12 protein-coding genes and 2 pseudogenes are annotated in these 13,405 nt (G+C 61.8%); 12 read left to right on the top strand and 2 right to left on the bottom strand.

What is annotated here, in order from left to right; all coding sequences use genetic code 11:
* The first annotated feature begins 280 nt into the window (after positions 1-280).
* From LGT36_RS08570 to LGT36_RS08555, 5 genes and pseudogenes are all read left to right on the top strand, one after another.
* The gene (locus tag LGT36_RS08570) at positions 281-943 is read left to right on the top strand and encodes a DDE-type integrase/transposase/recombinase (RefSeq protein WP_370634280.1); all 663 of its coding nucleotides are present in this window, start codon (positions 281-283) and stop codon (positions 941-943) included.
* 1,094 nt (positions 944-2,037) lie between these two features.
* A pseudogene (locus tag LGT36_RS14235) lies at positions 2,038-2,778 on the top strand (lantibiotic dehydratase); the annotation flags it as partial.
* 63 nt (positions 2,779-2,841) lie between these two features.
* A complete protein-coding gene (locus LGT36_RS08565; RefSeq protein WP_226096519.1) occupies positions 2,842-4,830 on the top strand; it encodes a thiopeptide-type bacteriocin biosynthesis protein in 1,989 nt (662 codons plus the stop codon).
* The gene (locus LGT36_RS14230; protein WP_371922741.1) at positions 4,821-6,098 is read left to right on the top strand and encodes a lanthionine synthetase LanC family protein; all 1,278 of its coding nucleotides are present in this window, start codon (positions 4,821-4,823) and stop codon (positions 6,096-6,098) included. Before LGT36_RS08565 ends, LGT36_RS14230 begins: the two co-directional genes overlap by 10 nt.
* A 951-nt stretch (positions 6,099-7,049) precedes the next feature.
* Positions 7,050-7,307 (top strand): annotated as a pseudogene (locus LGT36_RS08555) (ABC transporter ATP-binding protein); the annotation flags it as partial.
* Positions 7,308-7,315: 8 nt separating this feature from the next.
* On the opposite strand, the gene LGT36_RS08550 reads toward LGT36_RS08555, so the two are convergent.
* The gene (locus LGT36_RS08550; protein WP_226096505.1) at positions 7,316-7,549 is read right to left on the bottom strand and encodes a hypothetical protein; all 234 of its coding nucleotides are present in this window, start codon (positions 7,547-7,549) and stop codon (positions 7,316-7,318) included.
* A gap of 72 nt (positions 7,550-7,621) precedes the next feature.
* Between LGT36_RS08550 and ychF the strand changes: the two genes are divergently transcribed.
* The 5 genes from ychF to LGT36_RS08525 all read left to right on the top strand — a co-directional run bounded on the left by ychF (position 7,622) and on the right by LGT36_RS08525 (position 10,468).
* Complete coding sequence (gene ychF, locus LGT36_RS08545) at positions 7,622-8,707, top strand: redox-regulated ATPase YchF (protein WP_226096506.1); 1,086 nt, start codon at positions 7,622-7,624, stop codon at positions 8,705-8,707.
* 33 nt (positions 8,708-8,740) lie between these two features.
* On the top strand, positions 8,741-9,022 hold the full coding sequence (locus LGT36_RS08540) for a type II toxin-antitoxin system RelE/ParE family toxin (protein ID WP_226096507.1): 282 nt from the start codon (positions 8,741-8,743) through the stop codon (positions 9,020-9,022).
* On the top strand, positions 8,997-9,317 hold the full coding sequence (locus LGT36_RS08535) for a HigA family addiction module antitoxin (protein WP_226096508.1): 321 nt from the start codon (positions 8,997-8,999) through the stop codon (positions 9,315-9,317). Before LGT36_RS08540 ends, LGT36_RS08535 begins: the two co-directional genes overlap by 26 nt.
* A 28-nt stretch (positions 9,318-9,345) precedes the next feature.
* Complete coding sequence (locus LGT36_RS08530) at positions 9,346-9,636, top strand: hypothetical protein (protein WP_226096509.1); 291 nt, start codon at positions 9,346-9,348, stop codon at positions 9,634-9,636.
* A gap of 259 nt (positions 9,637-9,895) precedes the next feature.
* On the top strand, positions 9,896-10,468 hold the full coding sequence (locus LGT36_RS08525; protein ID WP_226096510.1) for a hypothetical protein: 573 nt from the start codon (positions 9,896-9,898) through the stop codon (positions 10,466-10,468).
* A gap of 297 nt (positions 10,469-10,765) precedes the next feature.
* Here the strand turns inward: LGT36_RS08525 and LGT36_RS08520 are convergent, their stop codons facing one another.
* Positions 10,766-11,131 carry a cupin domain-containing protein gene (locus LGT36_RS08520; protein ID WP_226096511.1) on the bottom strand — a complete coding sequence of 122 codons (366 nt, stop codon included), beginning with the start codon at positions 11,129-11,131 and terminating at the stop codon, positions 10,766-10,768.
* Between the two features lie 154 nt (positions 11,132-11,285).
* On the opposite strand from LGT36_RS08520, the gene LGT36_RS08515 reads away from it, so the two are divergent.
* Together LGT36_RS08515 and LGT36_RS08510 are read left to right on the top strand one after the other, a co-directional pair.
* Entirely contained in the window at positions 11,286-11,651 is a 366-nt protein-coding gene (locus tag LGT36_RS08515) for a VOC family protein (RefSeq protein ID WP_226096512.1), read from the top strand.
* A gap of 278 nt (positions 11,652-11,929) precedes the next feature.
* Positions 11,930-13,393 (top strand): YdiU family protein, encoded by a 1,464-nt coding sequence (locus LGT36_RS08510; protein WP_226096513.1) that lies wholly within the window; start codon positions 11,930-11,932, stop codon positions 13,391-13,393.
* The last annotated feature ends 12 nt before the right edge of the window (positions 13,394-13,405 follow it).

Raw genomic sequence — 13,405 nt, 5'->3', positions numbered from 1 at the left:
GTTCTAGTGGCCTTCATCGACGAGCATCGCTCGCAGTTCGGCGTCGAGCCAAGCAGGCGGGAGCTCACCGAGCACGGTATGGAGATTGGCTCGCCGGGATACTACGCCGCCAGGAACCGTGCCTACTCGGCGCGTTCGGTGCGCGACCCCGAGGTCCCCGCGTTCATTGAGACTGTGTTCTGGGACCGCAGCCGATGCCGGGGCACCAGTGGCCCCCGAAAGGTGTGGCGTCTGCTGCGCCGCGACCGAGTATGTCGCTCGCTGCGTCGTGGAACATCTGATGCGTGCCCAAGTGCCGCGAGGAACACGTCGCAGCAAACAGGCTGTCAATACCAGACGCGACTTGTGCGCGATCCGAGCACTTGATCACGTTCAAACATCCCTCCGTGCCGCGCCTCCCAACGAATTGGGGGTAGTGGACTTCTCCTATGTGGCGACATGGCCAGAGATGGCCGTCACTGTGTTTCTCACCGAGGTCTACTCGCACCGTTTCGTCGGGTGGCGAACCACGTCGAGAATGCCCACAGACCTGCCCCTGGACGCGCTCGAAATGGTGCAGTGGGTGCGAGAACCTGCAGGCCAGGGCATCGCCGGGGTGGCCCAGCATTCGGACGCGGGAGCCAGATACACCAGCATCCGCTACTCCGAACGGCTCGCGGACATGGGCGCCATCGCTTCCAACGAGACGTTCGGCGACCCATATGACAACGCCCTCCCAGAGACCTTCGTCGGGTTCTACATGATCGAGTGCGTAAGACTCGGCGGCCTGTTATGCACCGCCGACGAGCTTGAGTACGCGGCCCCGCCCCGGCCGCACGGTTTCAACGAGAGCCGCCTGCACTCCTCGAACGGATACATCACCCCAATCGAGCCGCATGGCCTGTACTACCGCGAGAGCAAAGCCCAGCGGCAACCGCCTCCGGGACAACTCACCCACCACTAGACCCGGGGAGACTCACCCATGAGTCGCAGCGAGGATCTCAACTGGTGGCTGGGAAGCCGACATACAAGAGTGGTCCAAGCCATGGAGTTGCCGTTTGACACTGCCAGCGACGAACACGTTTCGACCGACCCATGTCCGACAGCGGTGTGGCATCAGTCACAGCCCAGCGCTCGGCGGAGGAGCCTGTGATAGAAAGAAACTGTGGCTGGCAGATGACCAGTCAGTCTAGGGAGGGAAGAGACATGGACCAAGGAACCGTTGACATTGATTCGGTGCTGAGTGAATTCGAGCAGTCGTTCGTCACTATCGAGGTCGCACCCACGGAAGGTGAGCAAGAACCCGGAGGCTCGCCAAATAACACCGGTGGGTGGGCATGCAACACCTGGACGTGTGCCAACTGTTCGGCGGCTCCGTCCCCATGCGGGAACACGTATTTGGGTATGGCGATGTGCGTTCCTTGCACCTGACGGCGGGCCTCAGAAGCTGCCAATCAGGGCAGTTCGTTCGTGAGTGCTGCTGGGGACGTGCGGTTGTGCATGCCGTGCGGGCTTAAGGGCGCGGGCTCAGAGAAAACTAGGATCGATCGTTGGTTGGTGGTTGAGCGATTCTTGCGCCGCAGGGATCTAGTGTTCTCGTGCGTCTCGCAAGCGGCGTGAGGCTACTTCTGGCACACCGCGAGTTAATCGCGGTATCCCACCGCGCGGAGCCTGGGATAAGCGGTGGGATACCGCGTCTCTGGACGCGAACCCTGTTTGGCAAGGCGCGTGCATAGGCGAAACGCGAACACCCGTCTCCTGCGCCTTGGCTATACATCGAGCAACGACGAGTGACTTTCAGTTGCACGCGCGGTGTCCTGCAAGGGCTCCTTTTAGGAACGCAGGATAGCGCTCCCAGGTGAACGCGCTACTTATGAGGGAGCGGAAAGTGAAAACGAAGAGTATCGGACTCGGCTTGGTTCTCGAGGGAATTGACCGATCGTTCGGGACGACTAAGATCCAGCCTGTTGATGATGACCCAAGCGCTGGAGCGGTATCCGCGAGAAGTGCTGGGGTTCCTTTCCTCGCCGGAATTCCACGCGACGTGACAACTGGCCCATGTCCCTGTGGAGACGCGTATTTCGGTACAGCGATGCACGTTCGGCACGGTTGAAAGTGGCGTCGAAGGGGCTGTACGCACGGCGCGCAGCGGTGCTTAGTCATCGGGAAGTTGCCTTGGCTCTTGAGGAGTTGGCAGTCGCTATTCGAGAGCCCCAGATGACCGCCGAGGCGCGCCTGAGGGAGAATCCTCTTTTCGCCGCCATACATGTGGCATCGGAGTCTCTTTCGACCGCTATTCTAGAGCGAGTGAATTCCGGTGGTGGAGACCCGGATGCCATCACCAGAGCAGTTGCGCGCTACGCGAGACGGGCTGCGCACCGTGCGACACCGTTTGGGTTGTTTGCGGGTGTGGGAATACTGCAGCCTCCACAAGGGTCAACCGGACGCTTGCCGGACAGGTCGAGTCAGTGCAAAGCCATTGCCACGCCGGGCCACGGCTCCCGGGAACCTCTCGATGCGAGCAATCTGGATGCCAAGTGGCTAGTGGCGAACCTGGCTGTCGACGTGGACGACTGCGACGCAGAACTAAGAGAAGCAGTGCTCTACGAGAAGAATGGGGCACCCAGCAGGGAGACATTTCGAATGCCCCCTCTCGTGGCACATATCTGGGGCCGATGCCGATTCGGGATCTGGACCGAGGACCTCGCGCAACACCTGTCTCTAGCAAATGGCGCGAGCAGGGAACAATTTGACCGCATTGTCGCGCTGATGGTCACGAAGCAACTCCTATTCACACTGGAAGCGCCTCGATCGATACCCGAACTCGTTGGACGTCAGGAGAGGTCGGGGACTCCCGGACCCATGAACGTAACGCGCGTCACGTTGCCGCTCGCTGGCGCGCCTTTGGGGCAGAGCCGGAACGTTGAAGGCGTGGTGGCGCGCCTGTTTCGAATGAGGCAATCCACGCCGAGCGCATCGGCGAAGAGTAACCTTTCGGACCTCTTCTTGGATCGGTTCGGCGTCGGAGTGCGCGTGCCCTACCGCACTGCCGTTGATGGAATCGTGGGGGTAGGCCTCATCAACCTTGAGAAGACGAGCGCTTCAATCATCGCCCACACCCGTGCTGCGGAGCACTTGCTTGAGGACCTGGTGTTGAGGGCGCGCGCGGAGGGTTCGACTGAAGTCGCAATTGGCGATCGTGACGTTGACCTACTGACTGACCCGGCACGCCGGAGCCTGGGCATCGATACGGATGTCATCTACTCCATTGACGACGTGTCTGGAAGGGTCGAGCTTGCGAATATGCCCACAACGGCGCTCTCGGGCCAGGCGGTCGTACGTCATTGGGACGAGTTGCCGAGGACCTGGTTCGATGAGGTGGCGAGCAGGTATGACAGCACCGGGCGCGAAGTCGAGCCCGTCGAACTCTGGTGCTTTCCGAGGTCGCGGCACATCCTCGACGTGATGCATGCGCCGCAGGTGACTGAGCGATACATATCCCTGAGTTTCGCGGATGCGAGTAGTAGTTGCCTCACGCTGGATGATATCGAGTTGATCCATGATGGCGGTCAGGTTTGGCTGTTAGCTCGCGACTCGGCGGATCCGCTGGTCATACGAAACTTGTCGATGGTCAACTATCCTCGACATCTCTCGCGCGACGCGCAAACCCTCATTACACTTGGGCGCGAGACGGAGCGAGACTGGACGCCCTTCAATTGGGCTAGTCAGTCCGCTCGAGAGTTTCTTCCTGGGGTAGTTTATCGCAATGTTCGCATTTCGAAGCCTACTTGGCGTCTGCCGTCGCGGCTGTTCCGGCGCGATCTCTCCAGTGACGCGTGGCGTGGTGAATTCGCGCGCTGGAAACGCGCAATGGATCTGCCGAAGTGGATGGAGTTTGGTGCCGGAGACAATCTCCTGCCCTTCGACATCACCGACCCTTCTGAGCTATCAGAGATTCGCAGGGTGCTTGAGAAGAGTTCGCCGGTCGCCTTTGAAAGTGGGAGAACCACACATAATCAGACGGCTGTCGAATATGTGCAGCATGTCTCGCGGCCTCCGGTTGCGCGGACGGAGCCGTTCCCGCGCTTCGATTCCACTCCGGCGTTCGTCCCGCCTATTGTGCGGCGCGACTGGTTGGGATTCGAACTGGTGGGCGGCCCTGACACGGCGTGGCTACCAAGAGCGACGCAACGCGTTGTCAATGTAGCGCGGAGCCTCGACGTTAGTGACTGGCACTTCGTTGTCTACCGTGACCCTGATCCACACACCCGACTTCGGTTTCATGTCGGACGGGGCGCCGAGGCTCCCATTGAGGCGTTGCGCGAAGCGGTGTTGAGCGAGGTTGGCTCGTCGGTCCGTATCGCGCGCGAGGTCCCTTTTCTGCCGGAATATCATCGATACGGCGGAGAGCGAAGTTTCGATTCGATTGTCAGGGTTTTTACACAAAGCAGCGAGGTGGCCCTTCGCGCAAACGTTGCTACGACGGACAGAATATCACGGCTCGAAACCGCATGCTCGACGGCGATTGAGTCTATGGAACAACTACTGGGGGCTCGATGGAATGTCATCGTGGCGCAGGGTCTATCAGAGCACAAGCCTTTGCACGTGGGCAGGAAGGCCCGCGATGAGGTTCTTTCGAAATTGGCGGCACGAGCCCCATTCGAGGGCGACCCCATCCTTAATCCCTTCGATGTTGGAAGCCACCCCGTGGGAGTCGCGATGAGCGTCTTGCACATGCATGCAAATCGCGTGTTTGCGGCTGACGGAGATGAGGAAGCACAGATGCTGTCGGTTCTTCGAAGTTATGTTATCCGACACGGCTTGGCGGGGGAGAGGCAGATGTGGAGATAGCCCGAGCTGTGCTGGAGCGAACTGCCCACCCAGACTTCGTATTCGATCCTGCAACGGCTCCCTCGGCAGAGGTCCTGGACACAGATGGAAACTCGGTCGTACTCCGGGACACGGTGTCGTACGAGAACGGCGCATCGGGCGTCCTGTTACTGGCTCACTTGCTCGATGATCGTGAAGCGGTCCTTGAATACACACAATGGATCGAGGATCGGCTCCCAACGGCTCTCAATCACAGGTTGCCCGGGGCCCAAAGTGCGCTTGTTGGAGCAGATGTCGCGGCGCACCTTGCCGCACCAGACTCCGGTTTGGCGCATCTCGCCGGGCGGATCAGAGGGTTGCTACAGAGAAAGGCCGACTCGGAAATCGTTGCGCTCGAGAGCGCGACGAGGAGGGGAATAGGCTCGCCAGCATTTTGGACCAGTGACACGCTAACGGGCCTTGGTCGATCTCTCGTGATCCTTGCCAATTCAAACGACCAAGACTCGTCCGAGCGTCTCTCCCGTGGAGCCGAGGTACTCGGTGCGCTTCTCGACCCGGATGAGAATGGGATGGTGGGCCGCGTTCAAGGTCCGCCCTTTTTCGGACGAGAAGGCGACCGCATTGAGTCGCACTGGAACCTCGGCTTCGCGCATGGGGCTACCGGAACTGCTTTTGCGTTGGTGCGCGTAGGGGAATTTCTTCGGCGTGAGCAAAGGCCAACTACAGGCGTGGAAGCTTCATTGCGTACGTACTATGAGTGGCTTCATACGTGGTTTGAGGACCTAAGTATCCCAATGTACGGGCACACTCAAGAGAATGCTGTGGAGTTTGTCTGGAATGGCGGCGTCCCATCATGGTGCTACGGAACGACAGGACATGCTCTTCTGATGTTCGCCGTCGGTAGTTTTCTGGAAGACAGCGCAATCGTTGATCACGGTATCGAGCTTGCGTTGCTTTCCGCGGAACGTATAGATTCTCTCGCGGACAATAGTCTCTGTCATGGTGTAGCGGGAGTTCTTGGCGTGCTCACCTCGGGCCGGTCTGTAAGTAACGACTCGCGGCTTGAGGAGGCCGAGTCGCTCGTCCGGAACCGCGTCATCGCGTCCTTCAAACCTCAGAGTCTCTATGGATTTGACTACACTCCCCCGGGCATAAGTACGCCGGCTTCCGTGCCGGGCCTGCTGAATGGAGCCGCAGGTATCGCGATCGCGGTATGGCAGTCGCAACACGGCGCGAGTGAGGTGGACGGCGCTCCATGGCTGGGTGCGCCGCAGTCCCTACGCGACTAGCCTTTTGAGCGTCGAACCGTCGATCCGATGGTGCAAGCCGAGTACGGCGCAACTCTAGCCAGGGCCTCGGGAACGGCTTGCGATGGGGGGTGCGTGACGGTGAGAGTCGACGTCCACCGAGGTCGGACCGCAGGTGGGGCGCAAGCAAGCGCGAAGTGGCCAAGTGTGCGCCACCGTAATCGTTTGTCGAGCACCAGTTCGCTCAAGTGAGCCTAGAGGAGTGTGGTCCGCGAGAGACGGTTCCCGATGAGAAGCGGCGCCGCGACTGCGAGTCGGAGCCGGCCACGGTTCTCCAGACATGTGGTGCATGGAGATCGCGCCACAAGACGGGCACGAGCGTGGAGTGGCCAATCGGTTACGGATAGTCCGTCTCGGGTACGGTTCCGATCTCCATTTGGGAGGCGTGGATCGTGCCGGGCACCAATCGAGACGGCCCCGAGGTGCGAGCGGTGCGTCTTTGTGATTAGGCCACGGGTGGCACGGATATCGGCAAGCATCGGACCACCGAAGGTGTCGCGACACAGTTGGAGGTCGCACCGGAGTCTGTGCGAGGACGGCGCAAGCAGGCGCCGCGAGTCTACCTGGCTCTCGAGGATGTTGTGACTTGTCGAGAAGATGGCGACGCCGCCACCGAGGCAGCATCGACCGGAGTTTCGTGAGCGGGCGATGCGGTGTGTTGGCGAGATCGCGTAGGGAGATACGCAGTTGTCGCTGAATCCTGCGAGGCTGGTGCGAGCAGGCTGCGACTCACGCGGGCGAACTTAATGGGACCACGATGAGCGAAGTGCGGCGCGTCAAAGCGCTCGCAGCTGAAGTGCATGAGCCGAAGCGCGCCATCGGAACTCTGTAGGCGGCTCGCTCGATATTCGCATGGGGGCTCAACCCGGGACCTCTGGGGTCGTACAGTTCATCGATGGTGATCGTGCTCTCCTCGCGTTCGAACGGATCTGCCAGGCGCTCGACGTCTTGGTCCAGGCGCAGATTCTCCAGTTGCTGGCGGACCTGCAGTCGGAACTGGGTCTGACCTATCTGTTCATCACCCACGACCTCGCGGTGGTGCGTGTGGTCGCAGACACCGTCGCGGTGATGGACCAGGGCAAGATTGTGGAGACGGGTCTCACTGACGACATCTTCGACAATGCGAAGGAGCCCTACACGCAGAGGCTGCTTGACGCGATCCCTGGCTCTGGGATCGAGTTCGCCTCTTAAGGCGCGCGCTACTTCTCAGATGGCGGGGGCTCGGCTACGGCCGGGTCCCCATCGTCGTCCGTGGCCTCAGGTAGGTCGGGGCGAGAGGGAGGCGAGTCGAGGCCAGGCATCGAGACACCCAGGTCCGGCAGCCGTCCTGTGAATGACACGTCGACAGGGATGGGGACCGGCAAGATCTTCTCGGCGTCCAGCTCCTCTTGGCGGTGGCGGGCGCCTGGGTTGAAGATCTCTTCAAAGCTCATGGGCACACGGTACGCGTCGAGCGCGGCCCGCGCGAGGGTTGGCCAAGCCGCGCGCCGGTAGACTCTCTGCCCGTGGCTCTTACTATCGGCATCGTCGGCCTGCCCAACGTCGGCAAATCAACCCTGTTCAATGCGCTCACGCGCGCGACGGTTCTTGCCGCGAACTACCCGTTCGCGACGATCGAGCCGAACGTCGGGGTGGTGCCTCTCCCTGACCCGCGCCTGAACACGCTTGCCGAGATCTTCGGGTCGGAGCGCATCCTCCCGGCGACGGTCTCATTCGTGGACATCGCCGGCATCGTCAAGGGCGCGTCAGAGGGTGAGGGTCTAGGCAACGCGTTCCTGGCGAACATCCGCGAGGCGGATGCGATTTGCCAAGTGACGCGCGCGTTTGTGGACCCCGATGTGGTGCACGTTGACGGCAAGGTGGACGCGGCGAGCGACATCGAGACCATCAACACCGAGCTGATCCTCGCGGACCTGCAGACAGTCGACAAGGCGATGGTGCGGCTTGAGAAGGAGGTCCGCATCAAGAAGGCAGACCCCTCGTACCTCGCTGCAGTGCAGACGGCCAAGGAGATTCTGGAGTCCGGCACAGCCATCAGTGCAGGCGCCAAGGCGGCTGGCCTTGACCCTGCCGACGTGCGCGAGCTCAACCTGCTGACGGCCAAGCCGTTCATCTACGTGTTCAACACCGACGAGGCGGGTTTGGTGGACGAGGACAAGAAGGCCGCGCTCGCCGCGCAGGTGGCGCCGGCCGCGGCCATCTTCCTTGACGCAAAGTTCGAATCCGAGCTGGTGGACCTCACCGAGGACGAAGCGCGCGAGATGCTCGAGGCGAACGGCCAGGACGAGTCAGGGCTTGACCAGTTGGCGCACGTTGGCTTCGACACGCTCGGCCTGCAGACGTACCTCACGGCTGGACCCAAGGAGTCACGCGCGTGGACCATCCGCAAGGGTGCGACGGCGCCAGAGGCCGCTGGGGTGATTCACACCGACTTCCAGAAGGGCTTCATCAAGGCGGAGGTGGTGCACTTTGCCGACCTCGTTGAAGCCGGTTCCATGGCCGCGGCGAAGGCTGCCGGCAAGGTGCGTATTGAGGGTAAGGACTACGTGATGCACGACGGCGACGTGGTGGAGTTCCGCTTTAACGTATAGCGTTATTGGCGCGAAGCGTTATACGATGGCTGCGTGATCAGGTCTTTCGGTGACAAGGCCACCGAGCGCATCTGGAACGAGCAGTTCACGAAGTCTGTTGACCCGACGGTTCAGCGCGTCGTGCTGCGCAAGCTGGAGATTCTCCACGCTGCGCGCGACGTCGAGGATCTGCGGATCCCTCCGGGGAACCGACTTGAGAAGTTGGTCGGTGACCGCCAGGGCCAGCACAGCATCCGCGTGAACGCTCAGTGGCGGATTTGTTTCGTTTGGAGAGGTGGAGGTGCGGATGATGTCGAACTCGTTGACTACCACTGACGGCTCGCGGATGCGGCCCATCCATCCCGGTGAGATCCTCATGGAGGACTTCATCGAGGGTTTTGGTATCACCCAGAACAAGCTCGCCGTGGCAATCGGCGTGCCTCCACGCCGCATCAACGAGATTGTTCATGGCAAGCGTGGGATCACCGCCGATACCGCAGTGAGGCTCAGCGCGTACTTCGGAAACTCGGCGGAGTTTTGGATGAGTCTTCAGTCCCACTACGAGCTGAGGCTCGAGCGCCGGGCTTTGAAGAATCAGGTGGCGGCCATCACACCGCTGCGTGTGGCGTGAGTTCGGCCGCGGTCTTGTCGAGCGTCTAGTGAGCGTGAACGGTGGCGTGTTGCTGCGACGACTGCGCGTCGGCGATGCGCGCGTGATGCCCACGGTTCTTGCGGACCTCTCTTTGTACCGGTTTACGGGAGGGGAGCCGCCCACGGAAGCGGAACTGGAAGAGCGCTTCTTGAGGCAGGTCACCGGGTCCTCCCCCTATGGCACAGAGCGGTGGCTCAATATCATCGTGCCGGCCGATCTCCACCTCCTGGTGGCTGGCTCCAATCTCCCGTCGCTCGACCAGTTCGTCGACGCCATGACGAACGTCGAAGCTGGGTAGATCGATGCAGACCGAACTCGGGCACTCAGCTCGGCCAGGTATCTTTGCTCGACAACCCTGGCTCCACCTGCTGTGGACGATGCCCCTCGCCGTAGCAGGAGCCACGTATCTCTTGCTGTTGTCAGCACTGTCGCAGTGCGGGTTTGATGGCTGTGGCAACGCCGGCGATGATCCCGCCGCGGCGGTTCTCTTCTTGGCGGCGGGGGCGTTTGTTCTAGTCTGTCCTGTGCTTTTCGTCCCATGGACTAGGAGTAAGGGAGTGAGGGTCCTCGGTGCGGCGTTGACCCTTGGGATTGTCGTGATTGGTGTGGGTGTCGCGGCCCTTGCGCAGCGTTCGGGGCCGTCGGTGACCGATGCTGGCGCATCGCTATCACCGGAGGAGCAGTTCCAAGAATTCAAGCGCCAGAACGCTGAGGCGTGGGTTGCGGACGTCCCGGGGCTCACGATCAGGCACGTGTATGGATCGCTGACACACGTGGAGACGGCTGGCGGGGGTCTTCTCACTATCGAGCGCGTCGAGGCCCCGCTCGTCGACCCTGAGAATGTTAACGCCGAGTCACGTCCACTGTGTACATGGCTAGCTTACGAGGGCGATCTCAACGAGGACTTCGATTCGTGGTGCGTGCTCGACGGCGATCTCTGGGTGCGTGCGGACGGCACCGCCGTTGCGGGCTACAAGGACGGCTCGTACACGATCGTGCGCAGCCAAGAGGCTTCCTGGGGTGACGAAGATGGAGATCGACCTGCGAATGCCGACGAGGTGGCAGAGATCTACGCAAGCCTCCGCCCTATCAACGACGCGGACTTGCGCGCTGCCCGTCAGCACGGGTGAGCCTCGGTGGAGTACACAGGCGCGCGCCTCGGTCGCGGATTGTCGCCGCACGTATCAGCAGAATTGAGTCGATGCGCACCTAGACTCTTCGGGCGTAGTCACAGACGTTATTCGGCTACGGAACGTGGTGGAGTTCCGCTTCAACGTGTAGTTCAGGTCGCATTTCTGGCGGTGAGAAGTCATAACCCAGAGCGACCTTACGCATCGGGCGACAGCGGCGGTTCGTCGCCTTCGACTCTCAAAGCGAGGAGATGCTCGCTGTCGATCCGCGCGAGCGTGAGCAATCACACGAAAGAGTTAGGAGAGTTCTCGCAAGTCCGCAGTCATGTCGCCTCCGGCGTCCCCGGTGTTGGCGGTGCCTTGCGGCTCGAACAGGATCGCGTGGACCTCTTCCGTGGCCTTCGGACAGTGCTCGACGCCACGCGGCACCACGAATACGTCGTTCGGGTTCAAGACGACATCGCGGTCGCGAAGCTGGATCGTCAGTCGCCCGCTCACCACCATGAAAAGTTCATCGGTGTCGGGGTGGGTGTGCCAGACAAACTCGCCATGCAATTTGACGACCTTGACGTCGTAGTCGTTGACGCTTGTCAGCCGGTGCGGCCGCCAAGGCGTAGCGATCGTGGAAAGCGCCTCATGAACGTTGCGAACGTCGTCTGCCATGCAGAAAACCCTATGCGACGTGCGTCTTCAGGAACAATCTTGGGACGCCATCAGTGTCCGACGTCAGCCCAGGTGGCGAGAATCGGTGTGAACTGTCAGGGGCTGCTGCAATTGTCAGGCCGTCGCAACCGCAAGCAACCAGGGAGATCTCGAAGTGGGCACACCGAACCTGTTCCTGATCCACGTCACTGACATCGAACGCGCCACCGCGTTCTACAGCGACTTGTTCGAGATGGAACCCACGATGGTCACGCCGCGCTATGTCCCCTTTGAGGTTGCGCCCGGAGTGCTGTTCGCTCTGTGGAATGGTCACCGCTCGGACGCGGAGGCGTCGACGCCGCGCATGTCCGAAGTGGGGCTCATGGTGCCTGGGGGTGCCGAGGCTGTAGACGAGGTGTATTCCTTCTGGGCGGCCAAGGAAGTTAGGGTTGTCCAAGAGCCCCACGACGATGTCTTTGGCCGCACGTTTGTGATCACGGACCCCGATGGCAATCTCATTCGCGTCTCTCCTACGGACTGAGCCTTCGTGGAGTCGACGGGAATCCTCCTGGCGCGGCTGCGCAGCGCGAGCCACAGATTCGCGAGCAGGCGGTGAGGTTGATCGGGGGGCTAACGCCCGCTGCGTCTGAGGTGCTTTCAGCCGAGGGCGGTGGCGATGAGGTTGGCAACTTGGAGAGAGGGCCCAGGTGTCGGAACACTATTCGGCTACGGAACGTGGTGGAGTTCCGCTTCAACGTGTAGCCCCGCGTCAACTTGCGCTCCGGCACCGTCACCGGACGCGGCGGGTAGCCTCGATGGATGAGCACGTCATCGCACGTCGAGGTTGCTTTCCAGGCTCGCTTCGCCGAGGAGCTGCCGGAACTCTGCGTCCCGTGGAAGGCGCAAGAGCTTGAAGGCCCACAACTGCTGGTGCTCAATGACGCGCTGGCCGTCGATCTAGGCTTCGACCCGTCCGCCTTGCGCAGTCCAGACGGGCTGCTCTTGATGGCGGGGAACCATGTTCCAGAGGGCGCTGCTCCAGTCGCTCAGGCCTACGCGGGACACCAGTTCGGCCACTACTCGCCGCGGCTCGGCGACGGGCGCGCGTTGCTGCTGGGCGAGATCACGGACAGCCATGGCCGTCTTCGCGACCTTCATCTGAAGGGCTCCGGTCCAACAACTTTCGCCCGTGCGGGCGACGGCCAGGCCGTGGTGGGGCCGATGCTGCGCGAGTATGTCCTCAGTGAGGCGATGCACGCCTTGGGTATCCCCACCACGCGGTCACTCGCGGTCGTGGGCACAGGGAAGACGGTGCTTCGAGAGACCCGGGTTCCAGGGGCTGTGCTGGCACGCGTGGCCAGCAGTCATCTGCGCGTCGGCACCTTTCAGTACGCGCGCGCCACGGGTGACGTCGACCTGCTGCGAAGGCTTGCCGACCACGCGATCGCCCGCCACTACCCCGACGCGGCGCAGGCGGAGCATCCGTACCAGGCATTGCTTCGAGGGGTGATTGACGCTCAAGCGTCGCTCGTGGCCCGATGGATGCTCGTCGGCTTCGTGCACGGGGTGATGAACACCGACAACATGACCATCTCGGGCGAGACCATTGACTACGGGCCGTGTGCATTCATGGACGCCTACGATCCTGGCGCGGTCTACAGCTCCATCGACCACGCGGCCCGCTACGCCTATGGCAATCAGCCGGCGGTGGCTGGGTGGAACCTTGCCCGCCTCGCGGAGGCGCTGCTGCCGCTCCTCCACGACGATCAGGACCAAGCAGTAGCGATTGCCACTCAGGCGCTCGACCATTACTCACGCGAGTACAGAACCCACTGGCTGGCAGGCGCGAAGGCAAAGATCGGACTGGGCGATGACGTCGTGGACCACATCGCGTCGGGAGTGGTGCAAGACCTGTTGGATGTGCTCGAGAAGCACGAGGTCGACTACACGGCGGTCTTCCGCAGTCTGGGCGCCGCGGCTTCGGGCGCACCCGAGCAGGCGCGGTCCCTCTTCTCCGACCCAGTGGCGTTCGACGGCTGGATGGAGCGCTGGATACCGCTTCGACCAGATGCCGAACTGATGAACAAGGTCAACCCCATCTACATCCCCCGCAACCATCTCGTCGAAGAAGCTCTCGCGGCGGCGACTGCGGGAGACGTCGACCCCTTCCAGCGGTTGTTGGCCGCGGTGACCCGCCCGTACGACGAGCGCGAGGGCCTTGAACGCTACGCCGCCGCGGCGCCCGAAGAGTTCGGCACCTACCGCACCTTCTGCGGCACCTGACTCTGGGCCGTG

The organism is Demequina sp. TMPB413, assembly GCF_020447105.2.
Classification (GTDB): Bacteria; Actinomycetota; Actinomycetes; order Actinomycetales; family Demequinaceae; genus Demequina.
This window is presented reverse-complemented; position numbering and strand designations above follow the sequence as displayed.